At 64.6% G+C, this 16,082-nt stretch carries 16 protein-coding genes; 14 read left to right on the forward strand and 2 right to left on the reverse strand.

The window, feature by feature from the left end:
* From MRUB_RS10105 to MRUB_RS10170, 14 genes are all read left to right on the forward strand, one after another.
* Window positions 1-1,320, forward strand: coding sequence for a UDP-N-acetylmuramoyl-tripeptide--D-alanyl-D-alanine ligase (locus tag MRUB_RS10105; RefSeq protein ID WP_013014254.1), 1,320 nt, complete (start codon window positions 1-3; stop codon window positions 1,318-1,320).
* Entirely contained in the window at window positions 1,317-2,114 is a 798-nt protein-coding gene (locus MRUB_RS10110; RefSeq protein WP_013014255.1) for a hypothetical protein, read from the forward strand. Before MRUB_RS10105 ends, MRUB_RS10110 begins: the two co-directional genes overlap by 4 nt.
* Window positions 2,111-2,980 (forward strand): phospho-N-acetylmuramoyl-pentapeptide-transferase, encoded by an 870-nt coding sequence (locus MRUB_RS10115; protein ID WP_013014256.1) that lies wholly within the window; start codon window positions 2,111-2,113, stop codon window positions 2,978-2,980. Before MRUB_RS10110 ends, MRUB_RS10115 begins: the two co-directional genes overlap by 4 nt.
* Window positions 2,977-4,251 (forward strand): UDP-N-acetylmuramoyl-L-alanine--D-glutamate ligase, encoded by a 1,275-nt coding sequence (gene murD, locus MRUB_RS10120; protein WP_013014257.1) that lies wholly within the window; start codon window positions 2,977-2,979, stop codon window positions 4,249-4,251. The genes MRUB_RS10115 and murD overlap by 4 nt, the downstream gene beginning before the upstream one ends.
* Window positions 4,244-5,356 carry an FtsW/RodA/SpoVE family cell cycle protein gene (locus MRUB_RS10125; protein ID WP_013014258.1) on the forward strand — a complete coding sequence of 371 codons (1,113 nt, stop codon included), beginning with the start codon at window positions 4,244-4,246 and terminating at the stop codon, window positions 5,354-5,356. The genes murD and MRUB_RS10125 overlap by 8 nt, the downstream gene beginning before the upstream one ends.
* Before the next feature lie 40 nt (window positions 5,357-5,396).
* Window positions 5,397-6,431, forward strand: a complete 1,035-nt coding sequence (locus MRUB_RS10130; protein WP_013014259.1) for a UDP-N-acetylglucosamine--N-acetylmuramyl-(pentapeptide) pyrophosphoryl-undecaprenol N-acetylglucosamine transferase — start codon at window positions 5,397-5,399, stop codon at window positions 6,429-6,431.
* Complete coding sequence (gene murC / locus MRUB_RS10135; RefSeq protein WP_013014260.1) at window positions 6,428-7,801, forward strand: UDP-N-acetylmuramate--L-alanine ligase; 1,374 nt, start codon at window positions 6,428-6,430, stop codon at window positions 7,799-7,801. Before MRUB_RS10130 ends, murC begins: the two co-directional genes overlap by 4 nt.
* 37 nt (window positions 7,802-7,838) lie before the next feature.
* Window positions 7,839-8,675 (forward strand): UDP-N-acetylmuramate dehydrogenase, encoded by an 837-nt coding sequence (locus tag MRUB_RS10140; protein ID WP_013014261.1) that lies wholly within the window; start codon window positions 7,839-7,841, stop codon window positions 8,673-8,675.
* Between the two features lie 121 nt (window positions 8,676-8,796).
* Complete coding sequence (locus MRUB_RS10145; protein WP_013014262.1) at window positions 8,797-9,426, forward strand: FtsQ-type POTRA domain-containing protein; 630 nt, start codon at window positions 8,797-8,799, stop codon at window positions 9,424-9,426.
* Window positions 9,423-10,700 carry a cell division protein FtsA gene (gene ftsA / locus MRUB_RS10150; RefSeq protein ID WP_013014263.1) on the forward strand — a complete coding sequence of 426 codons (1,278 nt, stop codon included), beginning with the start codon at window positions 9,423-9,425 and terminating at the stop codon, window positions 10,698-10,700. The genes MRUB_RS10145 and ftsA overlap by 4 nt, the downstream gene beginning before the upstream one ends.
* Window positions 10,701-10,749: 49 nt before the next feature.
* A complete protein-coding gene (gene ftsZ, locus MRUB_RS10155) occupies window positions 10,750-11,814 on the forward strand; it encodes a cell division protein FtsZ (protein WP_013014264.1) in 1,065 nt (354 codons plus the stop codon).
* Window positions 11,815-11,847: 33 nt separating this feature from the next.
* The gene (ruvC, locus tag MRUB_RS10160; protein WP_013014265.1) at window positions 11,848-12,342 is read left to right on the forward strand and encodes a crossover junction endodeoxyribonuclease RuvC; all 495 of its coding nucleotides are present in this window, start codon (window positions 11,848-11,850) and stop codon (window positions 12,340-12,342) included.
* Between the two features lie 53 nt (window positions 12,343-12,395).
* Entirely contained in the window at window positions 12,396-13,775 is a 1,380-nt protein-coding gene (locus MRUB_RS10165; protein ID WP_157413595.1) for a TetR family transcriptional regulator, read from the forward strand.
* A gap of 8 nt (window positions 13,776-13,783) precedes the next feature.
* Window positions 13,784-14,335 carry a hypothetical protein gene (locus MRUB_RS10170; RefSeq protein ID WP_013014267.1) on the forward strand — a complete coding sequence of 184 codons (552 nt, stop codon included), beginning with the start codon at window positions 13,784-13,786 and terminating at the stop codon, window positions 14,333-14,335.
* A 68-nt stretch (window positions 14,336-14,403) separates the two neighbouring features.
* Here MRUB_RS10170 and MRUB_RS10175 read toward each other — a convergent pair whose 3' ends face one another.
* Window positions 14,404-14,820 carry a YbaN family protein gene (locus tag MRUB_RS10175; RefSeq protein ID WP_013014268.1) on the reverse strand — a complete coding sequence of 139 codons (417 nt, stop codon included), beginning with the start codon at window positions 14,818-14,820 and terminating at the stop codon, window positions 14,404-14,406.
* A 119-nt stretch (window positions 14,821-14,939) separates the two neighbouring features.
* Window positions 14,940-15,926: an iron ABC transporter substrate-binding protein gene (locus MRUB_RS10180; RefSeq protein ID WP_013014269.1), complete on the reverse strand. Its 987-nt coding sequence runs from the start codon at window positions 15,924-15,926 to the stop codon at window positions 14,940-14,942.
* Between the last annotated feature and the right edge of the window lie 156 nt (window positions 15,927-16,082).

The raw sequence follows: 16,082 nt of genomic DNA on the forward strand, positions 1-16,082 counted from the left end.
ATGGTACCGTCCAACACTCCTAAGGAACTCCGCCCTGAATGGGTGGCCAGTCTGACCGGCGGCCAGGTGCACCCCGGTGCCTCGGTGGCCCACGACCTGCACTGGGACTCCCGCCAGGTTGGCCCGGGGGTGGCCTTTTTCGCCCTGCCGGGCGCCCGAACGCATGGGCGCGAGTTCGGTCAGCAGGCTGTGCAAGCCGGCGCCGCTTTCGTGGTCAGCGACCTGAACCACCCCGGTGCGGTGCAGGTGGCCAGGCCTGAGCGGGCCTTGCTGGCGGTTGGGCGGGCCTTGCGGGATCAGTTCAGGGGAAGCGTGCTGGCGGTAGGCGGCAGCTCGGGCAAGACCACCACCAAGGAATGCCTGGCCCAGGGGCTGGCCTGGCCGGCCCCGGAAGGCAATCTTAACAACGCCCCCGGCCTCACGCGCTTCTTTTTCCACCTGGAGCCGGCCGAAGGCTGTGTGGTGGAGCTGGGCATCGACCGGCTGCTGGAAATGGCCGAACTGACCTACCTGGCCCGACCCGATATCGGGGTGCTCACCGGCCTGGGCGTGGAGCATCTGGAAGGGCTGGGGAACCTCGAGAACGTCGTTCGGGAGGAAAGCTGGCTGTTGCAGGTCAGCCCCCTGCGGCTGGCCAGCGTGCAGGCCGCTGAGCTGCTGGACTTACCCAACCTGGTCACCTATGGCATCGAAGCCGGCGACTTCCGCGCCGAAGGGGTCGAGATGGGCCTCGAGGCCACCCGCTTCCGCTTCGAGGGAAAGGTTGTCCACCTCCCCTACCCCGGTGTGGGGCCGGTGATGGGGGCGCTGGCTGCGCTGGCCGTCGCCCGGATGCTGGACAAGCCCCTCGCCCAGACCATCGAGCGGCTGGCCGCCCTCCGGCTGCCCCCCGGCCGGATGCAGCGCCTGCGGCTGGGTGGTATCGACTTTATCCACGATGCCTACAACGCCAACCCCCTGTCGTTTAAGGCCGGAATGGCGTTTTTACAGGCGCAGCCTGGCCGCAAGTGGCTGGTGCTGGGGCGCATGGCCGAGCTGGGCCAGGAAGCCTTAAAGCACCACCTCGAGGCCGCCCGGCTGGCTGCTGCCGTCAGCCCAAACCTGGTTTTCGTCGGCCCGTTTGCAAAACAGCAGGCCGCCGAAGCCGGTGGAACCGCCGTAGAAACCATCGAGGAGGCGGTGCAGTTGCTTTTTGGCAAAGTTCAACCCGGCGACCTGGTCTACCTCAAAGCCTCGCGCAGCGTGGGCCTCGAGCGCCTCCTGGAACTCTGGCCCCGAGAAAACAACCCGTCGGCACCGGCCGGAAAGGAGGGGGCATGAGGGCCGGACTGGCAGCCTGTGGCCTCTGGCTGGTAGCCTGCGCACCCCAGCCAGTTACCCCACCCACCAGCACACCCATCCTGATTGAAGGGGGGGTGGTGGAAGGCCGGGTGGTGCGGGCCGGGGCGCTGCAACTGGCCCTGCCCAGTCCCACCCCCTGGGTGGCGCGCAGCGGCTCCACCCTCCTGGCCGCCTACCCCTTCCAGCTTTTGATCTATCAAGATGGCCTCATCCAGGAGAGCCAGCCGTTGCCGGGGGTTCCCGCTTTCGTGCGGGCCAAACCGCTCCCGCTGGTAGGCCTGGAAGACCGCCTCTTTGTGCCGGGGCTGGGCACCCTTCCCTACAAGGCCAAAGACGCGCTCTACACCAAAGAGGGCGTCTACTGGATCGACCAGCAGGGCCTCTACCTGGGGCGCCGCCTGCTGGCCGAAGGCCGGTTTAGCTTTCTGGCCGCCAGCGAGCGCTACGTGTACGCCTTTGGGCGTGAAGCCCTCCGCCTGCCCGATAACCTGCGGGTTCCTTTGCCCGCTGGCGTGCAGGCCGCCGTGGTGCAAGACGACCTCTACGTGCTTACCTCCGAGGGAATTTACCGGCTAAGCCCGGAGGGGCTTCAACTGGGCTTCCGGGCCGGGGTGTACAAGGGCCTCGAGACCGACGGCACCTACCTCTACACGCTCGAGGCGGGCCGCCTGCGCACCCTGCAGCTTAACCTGGATACCGCCAACCGGTCGGAACCCCAAGCGCTTACGGCCTCTCTTGGCGTCCGGCCCCTTCTCGGTCAGGAGGTACCATGAACACCCTCGCAGCGGCACTGCTCCTGAGCTGGTTCCTGGTGGGGCTTTGGATTACCCTCATGCAGTCGCTGCGGCTTGGCAAGCAGGTGCGGGCCGATGGGCCGCAAAGCCACCTGGCTAAGATGGGCACCCCCAGCATGGGCGGGGTGGCGTTTCTGCTGGCGGCTGGGGTTGTGTACGGCCTCTCGGGCGGCGATAAGTGGGCGGGGCTCTGGCTGCTGGTGCTGGGCATGGCCCTGCTGGGCTTAGCCGACGACCTGGCAGGTTCGCTGCGCCGCCCCCTGAGGGCCCGGGAGAAGCTGGTGGTGCAGGCGCTGATGAGCCTGATCTTCGCCGTATGGGCCGCGCGCCAGGTGCAGTACACCCCCTACCCCGTGCTGGATGTTCTGATCTTTACGCTGGTGGTGATAGCCGCCTGCAACGCCTTCAACTTTACCGACGGGGTGGACGGGCTGCTGGCCAGCGTCACCACGGTCATACTGCTGCCCTTCGTGGGCCTGCCCATCGCCCAGGCTATGGTGGGGGCGCTGCTGGGCTTTTTGTGGCACAACGCCCCCAAGGCCACGGTGTTTATGGGCGATACCGGCAGCATGGCCCTGGGCGCGCTGACCGCAGGGCTTTTCATCCTGGAGGGCAAGCTGTGGTGGCTGCCGCTGGCCGCGCTGATTCCGGTACTGGAGGTGCTCTCGGTGGTCATCCAGGTAAGCTATTTCCGCCGTACTGGAAAACGCTTCTTCCGCATGAGTCCGCTGCACCACCACTTCGAACTGTCCGGCTGGCCTGAGAGCAAGGTGGTCTTTCGCTTTGTCGTTGTCACCGCATTGTGCACAGCCCTGGCGGTGCACCTGTGGGGAGGATTGGGATGAGGCGGCTGGTATACGGGCTCGGTCGCAGTGGGCTGGGGGTGTTGGCCTACCTGCAGCGGCACGGCCTCTCCGCTTCTTTCTACGATGACAAGCTCAAGCCCGAGGAGGCTGAGCAGGCCTTAAGGCTGGGGTTTACCCTCGAGCCCAACCCCACCCCCGGCCTTTACGACCAGGTAATCGCCGCCCCTGGCGTCCCCATCCAGCACCCCCGGCTGGCCGCGCTCAGGGAGGGAGGGGCCGAGGTGATCGGCGAGGCCGAGCTGGTCTACCGGCATTCGCAAACCCCGCTCATCGGCATCACCGGCACCGCCGGCAAGACCAGTTGCACCCTATTCACCGGGCACTTTTTGCGGGCGCTGGGCTTCAAGGCGGTTGAAGGGGGTAACATCGATCCCCCCCTGGCCAGTGTGGTGGACGACGCCGAGGTGGTCGCGGCCGAGATGAGCAGTTTTCAGCTCGAGCGCGTCGTGCATTTCCGGCCCAGGGTGGCGGTACTCCTGCTGCTGGGGGTGGATCACCTGGATCGCCACGGCAGCCTCGAGGCCTACCACGCTGCCAAGCTCAATCTAATCAAGAACCTCACCGCTGAAGATGCCCTGGTCTACAACGCCAAAGACCCCAGAATTCTGGCAGGCATCGAGGGAAGCCCAGCCCGTCGCTACCCCTTTGAGCCGGCCAATAGCCCCCGCGAAACCAATCTGAACGCCGCCCTGCAAGCAGCCCTGGCCTATGCCCAGATCGTCCAGCGCGAACAGCCAGGCCGAACCTGGGCAGTCGAACCCAGCGCACAGGGCCTGGCCCCGTACCGGGCCACCGCCCCCCAGCCCGAGGCCCGCTACGAGGTGTTTGCTCACATAGGGGGTTTGCAGTTCATCGACGACTCCATCGCCACCCGCCTCGACTCGGTACGCATGGCCCTGGAAGCGGCCCCCGGGCCGGTGGCCTGGATCCTGGGGGGTGTGGACAAAGGGGCACCATCCGCCGAACTCCTGGAGGTGGTGGCGCGCAAGGTGCGGTTGATTCTGGCGGTGGGTCGGGATGGCCCCCACCTGGCCGCGCCGCTTCGGGGGCAGGTGGAGGTGGTGGAAATCAGCGAGCCCGACGGGCGCAAGGCCCTGCGCGAAGCGGTGCTCGAGGCCCGCCGGCGGCTCACCACTGGCAGCGTGCTGCTGGCCCCCCTGGCCACCTCCTTCGACCAGTTCAAAGACTACAAGGAGCGCTCCAAGGTATTCCGGGAAGTGGTCATGGAGCTGGGAGGAAGCCATGGATAGCATCCTGCTTCTGGCCCAGCTCCTGCTGTTTGCCCTCTCGGCCCTGGGGGTGGCCACCTCCGACTGGATGCGGGCCGCCCCTGAGCAGCACAGCCTGGAGAACCTGCGCAACATCGCCCTCTCGCTGGCCCTGATGCTACTGGTCTCGCGCCTGCGCCCCCAGTGGGCCCTCCAGACGGCTCGGCCCATCTTTCTGCTATCGCTGGGGCTTTTGCTCGCCAACCTGCTGATAGGCTTTGGGCCGGGCAGCGAGCGTCGCTTTATCGACCTGCCCTTCACCTCGTTCAACATCCAGGCCTCGGAGCTGGCCAAGCTGGCGGTGGTGCTTTACCTGGCTGCCTTTTTCCACAACAAACCCACCGACTACCCCATCATCGGCCCCATCCTGGCCATCAGCCTGGCGGCCGGGCTGATCATCGCCTCCCCCGACCTGGACACCGGCCTGTTCGTGTTGCTCCTATCAGGCTTCTTGCTGATCGTCATCGGCGTGCCCTGGCGGCGCCTGCTGGCCATTGGGCTGGCGGCCTGGGTGCTGGCACTCTCGGTCTCGGGGCTATACCTGCACCGCTTCGAGAAGGTGCGCGACCGCTTCGAGGGCTGGAGCACCTACATCAGCGGGCGGGTTGACGAGCTGAGCCCAGAGGTCATCCGGGGGCCGCTATACCAAATCACCCAGGCCCACAAAATCATCGTCAACGCCGGGCCGTTTGGGCAGGGGGTGGGTTCGCGCATGCCCAACCTGCCGGAGTCCCACAACGACTTTATCCTGGCCTCAATCATCTGGTCGGGGGGGTGGCTAGCGGGCTTTATGGTTTTGCTGGCCTGGTGGCTCATCCTGGCTCGAGGGCTGCAAATCGCCGCCAACCTGGAAGGCGCCCAAAGCGTGCTGGCCCTGGGTCTGACGCTGTACCTGGTGTTGCAAGCCGCCCTCAACATCGCCGCCGTGATCGGCACAGTACCCATCGGTGGCTCGCCGCTGCCCATGGTCAGCATGGGCGGCAACTCCATGCTGATGGCCGGGGTGGCTATGGGGCTCTTGCAGGCCCTCTCGAGGGAAGCCTTTGCCGGACAAAGCAAGACTCGCAAACAGGAGGCGCACCCATGAGGTTGCACAAGCCCTCTGTACCACCCACTCGAGGAGGCGCATGGTGATCGTTACCGGCGGCGGCACCGGCGGCCATCTCTATCCGGGGCTGGCGGCGGCGCGGGCCCTGCTGGCCGCCGGCGAACCGGTGACCTATGTGGGGGCCCTGGGGGGCCTCGAGGAGCGGGTGCTCCCGGAATCCAGGCTGCCGTATCGGCTCATCCCGGCCGGCAAACTCTCGCGCGAGGCGCTGCGTCCGGGTGAGGGGGTGAAGGTGCTGCGGGGCCTTTGGCAGGCCCGGCGGGTGGTGCGGGAGCTGCGGCCCCGGGCGGTGCTCTCTATGGGCGGTTACGCGGGCTTTCCGGTGGCTTTCGTGGCCGCACTGCTGGGCATTCCCATGGTAATTCACGAGCAAAACGCCAGGCTGGGACTGGCCAACCGCATCCTGGCCCGGCTGGCCCGGCGGGTCACCCTCTCCACGCCCATACCACTGGAGCCCCGGCTGGCCGCCAAAAGCCAGGTGGTGGGATACCCGGTGCGCGAGGAAAAACACAGCCCGGCCGAGGCTCGAGCCGCCCTGGGGCTAGATCCCACACGCCCCACCATCCTGATTCTTGGCGGCAGCCAGGGCAGCAAGGAGCTCAACGAACAACTGCCCCAGCGGCTCTATCCCCTCCTGGGCGCGTGGCAGGTTCTGCACCAGTGCGGGGTGCGTTGGGAGGGCGAGCTCAAGGCCCGGGAGCGGGCGCACTACTTTGTGCGCGGCTATGTGGATAGCGCGCTGGCCTGGAGCGCCGCCGATTTTGCCATCACCCGCGGGGGGGCTGGCACCTTATCGGAAGCGGCCTTCCACCAGGTACCGGTGCTGGGCGTACCGCTGCCACGCCACCTGGACGGGGGGGCGCAATGGGCCAACGTGGGCTTTTATGCCGAGCGGGGCGCGGCCCGGCTGCTTCACTCCTGGGATCAGTTCGAGGCCGAGCTTAATGCTTTGCTCGACCCCTCCACGCGGGCCCACATCCGCGATAGACTCAAGGGGTTGTCGCCAGCCGGAGCCGCCGAACGGCTGGCCCGGATTGTCTTGGAGGTAGCGTGAAGCATTATCACCTGATGGGCATTGGGGGAATAAGCATGAGCGGGCTGGCCCGCATCCTGCGCAAGGACGGGCATCTGGTGAGCGGCTGCGACAGCCAGCCCTCCGACCTGACCCGGCAGCTCGAGCGCGAGGGCATCCGGGTCTACCAGGGCCACAGCCCCGAACACCTGCACGCCGTGGACGTGCTGGTGGCCTCCACCGCCATCAAGGACAGCGAGCCCGAGCTGGTCACCGCCCACACCCTGGGCATCCCGGTCTGGCGGCGGATCCAGGTGGTAGCCGAGATTTTGCGCGGTGGCTTCAGCCTGGGCGTCACCGGCTCGCACGGCAAAACCACCACCACCTCGATGCTGGCTAGCATTTTTATCGCCGCTCAGACCGACCCCACCGTGCTGCTGGGGGCCGAGCTGGGCCTGATCGGTGGCAGCGCCAAGGTGGGCTCGGGCCGGTATCGGATTGCCGAGGTGGACGAGTCCGACCCCTTGTTCCGTTTTTTGGAGCTGGACGTGGCGGTGCTGACGAACCTCGAGGCCGACCATGTCTCGCCCGATGGGCAGGCCCGCCCCAACTACCACACCTCCTTCGAGGCCCTGCAGGAGGCCGTGGGTTCCTTCGCTGGTCGGGCCAAGCACGTCATCTACAACGGCGAGCCCCGCTGGCAGTTGCTGGACGCGCTCACCCAGGGCCGCCCCCGCAGCAGCTTCGGGCTTTTGACAGGCGACTGCCACGCTAAAGAAATTGCCCTCGAGCCCTTCGGCAGCCGCTTCGAGCTGGTCTGGCAGGGCCGGTCGCTGGGCCCGGTGCACCTGCAAGTCCCCGGTGAGCACAACATCACCAACGCCCTGGCCGCCTCCGCCGCAGCCCTGGTGGCCGGGATCCCCTTCGAGGCCATCCAGCAGGGCCTCTACCAGTACACCGGGGCCAGCCGTCGTTTTGAGAAGATTGGCGAACTCAACGGGGCCCTGATCGTGGACGACTACGCCCACAACGCCACCAAACTGTTCGCCCTGCTCAAAGCCGCCCGCAACACCGGCCTGCGGGTGCGGGCCGTCTTCCAACCCCACCGCTATGGCCGCAGTGAGCAGGAATGGCCCCTGTACGCCCAGGCCCTCGAGCAAGCCGACGAGACCCTGCTCCTCGATGTCTACGCCGCCGGGGAAGCCCCCCTCCAGCTCACCAGCGCCCAGATTGCCCAGCGCATACTCGAGCACCTCCGCGCCAAGGGCCGCTGGGCTTCCTATCAGAGCTGGGAAAGCGCCCTCGACTACCTGCGCCAGAGCGCCGCACCGGGTGAGCTGATTCTGACCATCGGGGCCGGCAACGTCTTCAGGCTGGGGCGGCTGCTGGTGACCGAAAAGGAGGCCGTGTGAGGGGTTTGGGAAAGGCCACCAATCTGAGGTAGGAATTATGAAAATTGCGCGCCTGCCACTCGCCAAGCTCACCACCATCGGGGTGGGGGGGGAGGCCGAGGTCTGGACGGTGGAGACGCTGCGTGATCTCAAAACGGCCACCCAGGCCCCCTACCGGGTGCTGGGCAACGGTTCCAACCTGCTGGTCTCGGACGCAGGTGTTCCAGAACGGGTCATCCGGCTCTCGGGGGAGTTCGCCGAATGGCGCCCCGACCTCTCGGGCTGGGTGGGGGCGGGCGTCCTGGTGCCCAGCCTCTTGCAGGCCGCGGCCCGGCTGGGTCTGAGCGGCCTCGAAGGCCTGCACGGGGTTCCGGCCCAGGTCGGCGGCGCGGTCAAGATGAACGCCGGCACCCGCTTCGGCGAGATGGCCGACGCCCTCGAGCTCGTCGAGCTCTACCACGACGGCAGACTGCACGTCTACCACCCTTCGGAGCTGGGCTTCCGCTACCGGCATTCCGAGCTGCCCGAGGGCAGCATCGTCACCCGCGTCAAGCTGCGCCTGACCCCTTCCACCGAAGAGGCCGTACGGGCCAAAATCGCCCTGGTGGACGCCGCCCGCAAGGGCCAGCCCAAAAAGAAGAGCGCGGGCTGCGCCTTCAAAAACCCCCCCGGCGACTCGGCGGGCCGCTTGATTGATGCAAACGGCCTCAAAGGCACCACCATAGGCCGGGCCATGATCAGCCTCGAGCACGGCAACTTCCTGGTCAACCTGGGTGGGGCCACGGCCGCCGAGATGTACGCCCTGATCCGCAAAGTACAGGCCGTCCTGCCCCTCGAGGTGGAGTGGGAAATCTGGGGTGAGATAGCGCCCGCCGAGGTGGAGGTGCACCAATGAGGAAAAGCATGCGCTCAAGACAACAGTGCAAGCCGCTCGCCTTATACGGCTCAGCGCAAAGGTTGCTGCCTCTCCGCACCTGCGCGGCGCTTATGGGCGCACTCGCTGAAGGAGGGCCGACGTGATCCGGGCGGTGCTGCTAACCTTGCTGCTGGCCTCCCTGGGGGTGGGTTCGCTGGTGGTGCTGCCCATCGAACGGGTCGAGGTGGTCGGCCACCGGCAGCTCTCCCCCACCCAGGTTCAGCAGATCACTGGCCTCGAGCCCGGTGCGCCGTGGCTGTGGGCCTGGCCTTACAGGCTAAAGCCCCTGCTGGACAACCCCTGGGTGCGTTCGGCCACCCTCGAGCGCCCCGCACCCGGGCAGATACGCATCGTCTTGCAGGAGCGCACCTCGATAGCCAACCTTCTGATTAATAAAACCCGAATGGGCCTGAGCCCAGATGGCCTGCTACTGTCCAACCCGCCCGTCCAAACCCCGGTGATTGAGGGTCGGGGCGAGGTACCCATTGGCGATCTGCTGCTCCTGATACAAACCTTCCCCAACGCAAAGCACATCCGCTACGATGTGGGCGGTTATCAGATCTTGGCCGATGGGCTTAATGTTTGGGGTAAGAACGTCAAAGAGTTGCAAGATTGGGCTAAACTCAGCAGAATAGGCAAAAGTGACGCAAGCGCGGTTCTTGCGCACCCCGCCGCGTGGTCAAACGGCCGTATATATGTGTATTCTTGGGGGGTGAGTGCTCGCCGATGATTCTCGTAGGCCTAGACGTTGGAACCACCAAAGTAACAGCAGTCATCGGTGAACTGTCCGCAGATGGCATCCTCGACATTATCGGGGAGGGCACCGTTCCTTCCCAGGGTCTCAGGCGCGGCGTGGTAACCAACCTCGAGCGCACCACCGAGTCCATCCGCCAGGCCATCTTCCAGGCCGAACGGGTGGCCGGGGTCAAGGCCGAACAGGTCTGGGTGGGGGTGGCCGGGGCCCACGTGCGCAGCGTAACCAGCCATGGCCTGGCCGCCATCCGGCGGGGCCAGCAGATCACCGCCACCGACGTAGAGCGGGCCATCGAACAGGCCAAGGCCTACCCCTTCGAGGGCGATTTCGAGCTTATCCACGCCCTCCCGCTGGAGTTCCGGGTGGACGGCCAGGAAGGCATCCGCGACCCCATCGGTATGGCTGGGGTGCGGCTGGAGGTTGACGTCCACCTGGTGGCAGGCAGCAAAGGCCCCCTCACCAACCTGCGCAAAGCCGTGGAGGATGCTGGCCTGGAGCTACAGGGTCTGGTGCTGCAGGCCTACGCCTCGGGGCTGGCGGTGCTCTCGCCCGAGGAACTCTCCATGACCGTCATGCTGGTAGACATCGGCGGGGGCACCACCGACGTGGCGGTCTTCCGCCAGGGCCGGCTGGCTCACTCGGCCGTCATCCCGCTGGGGGGTGACCATGTCTCGCAGGATATCGCCAAGCTGCTGCAAATCCCGGTGGAGGAGGCCGAGCGGGTCGCCAAAAAGTATGGCGCGGCCCTGCCCGAGCTGGCCGACCCCGAGCTGGTGCTCGAGGTCAGCCAGGAGGGCGCCGCCCAGATCTCTTACCAGGCCCCCGACCTGGCCCGCATCATCCGGCCCCGCCTGCGGGAAATTCTGCACCTGGCCCGTCAAAGCGTGGATGAAGCCCTGGGTCCCCTGGAAATCACCGTGGGCAAGGTCATCCTGACCGGCGGCACCAGCATGGTACGCGGCCTGGAGGAGCTGGCCCGCAAGCAGTTCAACCTGCCGGTGCGGCTAGGCAAGCCCATCGGTGTGCAGGGCCTTACCGACGTGGTGGCCTCCCCTACCCACGCCACCGCCGTGGGCCTGGTGCGCCACGCCGCCAGCCTGGCCGCTCAATCCCACCCTGTCCGCAGCCACCGGCCCAGCCGCAGCAAGGCCGGCCAGGCCAGCAAACCCCTGCTGAACAGCGAGAACGCGAGCAACGCGGCCAGCGGCCTCTGGGAGCGCATTAAAGGGATGTTCAAGAACTTCTTTTAGTTATTTTCGTGTTGGTGCGGTAATCTAGTGCAATAAACCAGGAGAGATTATGGGTGACGTGCAGATTAAAGTGATCGGGCTTGGCGGCGCAGGCAACAATGCGGTCAACCGCATGATCGAATCGGGTCTTACCGGCGTTGAGTTCATCGCAGCCAACACCGATGCACAGGTTCTGGCCAACAGTCTGGCCGAGGTACGCATCCAGTTGGGTGACAAGCTCACAAGGGGGCTGGGGGCCGGGGCCAACCCAGAAATTGGTGAAAAAGCAGCCCAGGAAGCCGAAGAGCTGATTAGCGAGTACCTCGAGGGCGCCGATATGGTCTTCATTACCGCCGGGATGGGCGGTGGCACCGGTACCGGCAGCGCCCCTGTGGTCGCACAAATCGCTAAAAACCTGGGCGCCCTTACTGTGGGGGTGGTGACCCGCCCATTCTCCTGGGAGGGCCCCCGCCGCCTGCGGGCGGCCGAGGAGGGCATCAAACGCCTGCGCGAACAGGTCGATGCCATGGTGGTCATCTCCAACGACCGCCTGCTGGGTGCACTGGACAAAAAGGTCTCGGCCAAGGATGCCTTCATGATCGCCGACCGGGTGCTCTACCACGGGGTCAAGGGTATCACCGACGTCATCAACCTGCCCGGCCAGATCAACCTCGACTTTGCCGACGTGCGCACCCTGCTCACCGGGGCCGGCCAGGTCTTGATGGGCATCGGGGCCGGCCGGGGTGAAAACAAGGTACAGGAAGCCGCCCAGTCGGCCATCCAGAGCCCTTTGCTCGACCGCTCGGTGGAGGGGGCTCGTAAACTGCTTGTCAACGTGGTGGGCGATGAAGATATCTCGCTGATGGAGGCCAGCAGCGTGGTCGAGCAGATTCGGGAAGCCACCGGCGTGGAGGACGTGGACGTGCTGTACGGTCTGACCTACGATAACCGGGCCCAGGACGAGATGCGCGTCATTCTGATCGCCGCGGGTTTTAACGAAAGCGCCGTGGTCGCCAAGCCCGGCGGGCGCCCCCTCATCGACTTTCCCACCAGCAATGTGGACATCAGCAACTTCGACATCCCTGCATTCATACGCTATGGCGATGGCGACTACCCACCCAAGCGGGGCAACTAGTCTGTAAAACCGATTCCCAAGCCTCCACGCCCAATGATCGTCTTAGGCATTGACCCTGGCATCACCAACCTGGGGATCGGTGTGGTAGAGCAGGCCGGAAAACAAACCCGGATGCTGCACGCCGAGGTGGTCAAAACCACCCACGGCGAAACAGCGCCCGAGCGGGTGGGCAAGCTTTACCGGGCGGTCTACCAGGTGGCTGCCGCCTACCGCCCCCAGGCCATTGCGGTAGAAGAGCAGTTCTTTTACCGGCAAAATGAGCTGGCCTACAAGGTGGGCTGGGCCATGGGAGCGGTGTTTTTGGTGGCCGACCAGCTCGAAATTCCGGTCTATGGCTATGGCCCCCCCAAGGTCAAACAAGCCCTGGTGGGAACTGGCCAGGCCGACAAGCACCAGGTGGCCTACATGGTACGAGCCCTGCTGGGCCTAAAGAGCTTGCCCAAACCCACCCACCTGGCCGATGCCCTGGCTATTGCCCTTACACACTGCTTCTATCAGCCGCTGGCCCCAGGCCAGCCGGTTAGCTAGGGTGCAGATATGAACCAGACTGAAAGCCCACGCGCTCTACAATGACTTCTGCTATGAATCGTCTAGTCGGCGTCATGGTCTTTATCTTGATGTGCAGTTTTTCCTGGTCGCAAGGCGTGCGCAGCCTGGGTATGGCCGGCCTGGTCTTGCCCGGCCCCGAGGCCGCGTACCTCAACCCTGCCTACGCCGCCTATCCCGCCGGGCGGTATGGCAGCGATCAGGGCTTCCGGTTACCAGTGGGACTGCTGGGCCTGTTGTTGCGGCCCGAAAGCAGCCCGCTGCCTGCCCTCTCGGGCCTTTCCAACCTTACCAACGAGAACAGCCCCTTTGACCTGCTGACTTTTTACGATCAGCTCACCCATCTGAACGAGTTTCTGATCAACCCCGCCTCCTCGAGGACCTTTATCAACCCCGATACCGGTTATCCCGAAATCCAGATCAATGTAGCGGCCAACGGCATCCAGGTCACCGATTACCAGGGCAACCGCATCCTGCACGACCTGGGGCTGGGAAGCCAAACCTCCATCAGCAGCACCAAAGCCCTCACGCCGGCCCCGCTTTTTCGGGTACCGCTGGCCCTGGAGAACAACCTCTACCTGGATTTCGGCGCGTATGCCGGGGGCTTCGGCCTGAGTCTCTCGCCCAACGCCAGCCTGCGGCAGGCCTTGCAAGGCAGCCAGCTTCAGCCCAACACCGAGTATGCCGTGATTACCAATGCCAGCGCCCAGGCCGGCCTCAGCCTGGGGTTTGGCTATGCCTCCCAGCTACCCGATCTACCCATCCCCGAGGTGGGTCTCACCAAGGTGTATGTGGGGGCGCGGGGTGAGGCTTTTTATGGGCTGACCTACCTCGAGGGCAACTTTAGCATTGGGGTGCAAACCGACGCCCAGGGACAGATTGACCCCAACCAGCCACCGGTGTACAGGGGCACCGCCTTTTACACCATCCCCGGCAACGGCAACGGCTTTGGAGCCCGGGCCGATCTGGGTGTGGTGATGGAAGCCCAGGGCACCACGGTGGGGCTGGGCATCCGCAACGCACTGGGCTTTGCCCGCTGGAGCGGCACCGAATTGCAGTGGAACGGCTCATCCGCAAGCCCCACCTCAACCCCCAGTGAACGCAGCAGCTTCGGCTTCGTGCCGGCCTTCTACCTGAACGCGGCCACCCAGGTACCCCTCGAGACCGGTACGCTGCTGGTAGGAGGAGACCTGGGCTACGAGGGTAGTCTGTTCGGCCGTATCGGCGGCGAGTACAGCCTGGGCCCGGCCCGCTTCCGCGCTGGACTGGGCTTCGACAATGGCTTCCGCTTTGGACTGGGCGCTGGCTTTGTGGCCCCCGGGTTCAGCCTGGACACCGCCCTGACCACCCACCGCGCCCCCATCGTAGGCCACACCGTCTTCGGCATCGCCCTGAGCCTTGGCTTTAACTTTTGAGGTAGACCATGCCCAGAATCGCCTTCGCTCTACTGCTTCTGCTCCTGACCGGGTGCAGCGCCAGCACCCGCTACAACTTCAAGTTTGATATCCTCAGCTTTATCCCACAGAACCAGCGCAGCCTGAACATTCCCAGCGGTTACTACCTGGCAGTGTACCCCAACCTCGAGGGTCAGCTAGTACCCCTACCGATTAGCCTGGACATCCTCGAGCGCGGCCAGATCGCCATCCAGGGCAGCCTTGTCAACACCGGGAGCATCCCCATGACCGGAAGCTACGAGATCCGCCTGGCCCCAGAAAGCGACACCAACCTTAACGACAACTCGGGCGGGGATGTGGGCCTGGGCCGCACCAGCTTCAACGTCGCCGCCGGGCAAAGCCAGTCGATCGCCAGCTCGGTCAATCTCGACGCCACCCAGAACAGCGCGGCGTTTAACATCATCAAATCGGGCTCGTTCCGGGTCGCCATCCGGGTGGAAGTTAACAGCAACGGTGGTCGCTTCGATCTCACCGCCGCCCAGGCCACCGTCATCGGGCGCCCATTTGCCCTCATCAAGTAGCCCGTTTCCCGCGCCTGGATGTGCGGCCTCCGTTCTGGAGGTCGCACAACTTCTTGCTTTAGACGTACCTACTTAACCTCAAGCTGGCGGCGGGCCAGCACAATCTCCTTGGTCGGAATGCGGCTATGAATAAACCAGAAGCCCACCACCCCCACCAGCAAGACCAGCACCTTAACCCAGAAAACCGGGATAAAGAAGATGGCGCTGGTTAGGGCAAAAAAACTCAACATGCAAAGCGCAAATATCTTGGCCCGGCGCGACATCCCCAGGCCGTTGCGGTAGTCTCGCACAATGGGCCCCACCTTGGGCAGGTTGAGTATCCAGTTGAGAAAGCGCTGGCTGCTTCTGGAGAAAAAATAAGCCGCCAGAATAAAAAAAACCGTCGAGGGCATCCCAGGCACCACCGTGCCAACAAAGCCCAGGCCAGCGAAGAAAAACCCAAGAAAAAGCCAGAGGGGCCGCAGAGGGTTGAGGGGCGATCGCATAACCTCTAAATAGTATGACAAAACCCCCGTCGGGATAAATGTACCCCGCGGGCTTTAAAAAGTAATCAGCCGATACTTGGCGTATCGGCTGACCCCTGAACGGTTGGAGGCTTGGAGGTTTAGAGCAACCCGGCCTCGCGCAGCAGCTTGAGCGCGGTGTCGAGGGGTAGCTTTTCAAAGTCCACTTTGGGGCTCTTGGCCACCGCCTGGTTGATGGGCAGCAGGCTCGAGCTGAGCACAACCCCCTGGGTCACCGGATACTCGATGATCTCGCTAGCGAAGAACTGCTGGCCCTTGGCCGAAAGCAGCCACAGCAAGAAACGGTTGGCCGCCGCCGGGTTTTTGCTGGTTTTGAGAATGCCAGCCCCGGTCACCAGGGCCAGGCCGCCCACATCACCATCAGCAAAGTAGTAAGTGGCAATGCGCTGCCCCGCCCGGGCCACGCGCTGAATGTAGTAGTGGTTGGTCGAGCCCAGGTCGATCTCGCCAGCCCGGATGGCCTCCATCATGGCCGGGTTGGAGGCGTAGGCTTTGGGCTCGAGGGCCTTCATATCGGCAATCCACTGCCGGGTGCGGGCCTCGCCATACTGCGCCACCATGGCCGCAATCATGTCCTGGAAGCTGCTGTAGGTCGGTGTCCAGCCAATCCGCCCTTTGTACTGGGTCAACTTGGGCAGATCCATAATGCTTTTGGGCAGGTCTTCGGGCTTGACCCGGCTGGGGTCATAGGCCAGCACCCGCAAGCGGACGGTCAAGGGCACCCACTGGCGGCTGGCCGGTACAAAATAGGCCGGCGTGCGGGTGATGGTATCACCCAGGCGCACCAGCAGCCCCCGTTCGGAAGCCACACCCAGGGCCCCCGCGGTGTTGGCCCAGAAGACATCGGCCGGGCTGCGGCTGCCCTCTTCCTGTAGCGCGGCCAGAATCTCGGCATCGCGCCCATAGCGCACGTTGACCTTAATACCGGTCTCGGCTTCAAACTGTCTGACCAGCGGCTCCACCAACCCTTGTCCGCGGCCCGTGTAAACAGTAAGGCTCTGTTGCTGGGCCTGCGCCAAACCTAGTACGGCCAGAAGGGTGGTTACGAGAACAGCTTTTTTACGCACAGTACTCCTCCTGCAGTCGTTGTCAAGCCGTTTTCGGCTCGAGGGTGAGTCTATGGGCGACCGGACAAAATGTCAAGTATTCCAGTCGGATTTATATACTTATAAATGGTATTCATTTTCAACAAGCTCGCTCTTCAGCGCATGCCCTCGAGCCCA

Source organism: Meiothermus ruber DSM 1279, assembly GCF_000024425.1.
Classification (GTDB): Bacteria; Deinococcota; Deinococci; order Deinococcales; family Thermaceae; genus Meiothermus; species Meiothermus ruber.

Excerpts from the sequence above, each read along its gene's own strand:
- MRUB_RS10105 (WP_013014254.1), top strand. The coding sequence starts at position 1 with ATGGTACCGTCCAACACTCCTAAGGAACTCCGCCCTGAATGGGTGGCC.
- MRUB_RS10110 (WP_013014255.1), top strand. The coding sequence starts at position 1,317 with ATGAGGGCCGGACTGGCAGCCTGTGGCCTCTGGCTGGTAGCCTGCGCA.
- MRUB_RS10115 (WP_013014256.1), top strand. The coding sequence starts at position 2,111 with ATGAACACCCTCGCAGCGGCACTGCTCCTGAGCTGGTTCCTGGTGGGG.
- murD (WP_013014257.1), top strand. The coding sequence starts at position 2,977 with ATGAGGCGGCTGGTATACGGGCTCGGTCGCAGTGGGCTGGGGGTGTTG.
- MRUB_RS10125 (WP_013014258.1), top strand. The coding sequence starts at position 4,244 with ATGGATAGCATCCTGCTTCTGGCCCAGCTCCTGCTGTTTGCCCTCTCG.
- MRUB_RS10130 (WP_013014259.1), top strand. The coding sequence starts at position 5,397 with ATGGTGATCGTTACCGGCGGCGGCACCGGCGGCCATCTCTATCCGGGG.
- MRUB_RS10140 (WP_013014261.1), top strand. The coding sequence starts at position 7,839 with ATGAAAATTGCGCGCCTGCCACTCGCCAAGCTCACCACCATCGGGGTG.
- ftsA (WP_013014263.1), top strand. The coding sequence starts at position 9,423 with ATGATTCTCGTAGGCCTAGACGTTGGAACCACCAAAGTAACAGCAGTC.
- ftsZ (WP_013014264.1), top strand. The coding sequence starts at position 10,750 with ATGGGTGACGTGCAGATTAAAGTGATCGGGCTTGGCGGCGCAGGCAAC.
- ruvC (WP_013014265.1), top strand. The coding sequence starts at position 11,848 with ATGATCGTCTTAGGCATTGACCCTGGCATCACCAACCTGGGGATCGGT.
- MRUB_RS10165 (WP_157413595.1), top strand. The coding sequence starts at position 12,396 with ATGAATCGTCTAGTCGGCGTCATGGTCTTTATCTTGATGTGCAGTTTT.
- MRUB_RS10170 (WP_013014267.1), top strand. The coding sequence starts at position 13,784 with ATGCCCAGAATCGCCTTCGCTCTACTGCTTCTGCTCCTGACCGGGTGC.
- MRUB_RS10175 (WP_013014268.1), bottom strand. The coding sequence starts at position 14,820 with ATGCGATCGCCCCTCAACCCTCTGCGGCCCCTCTGGCTTTTTCTTGGG.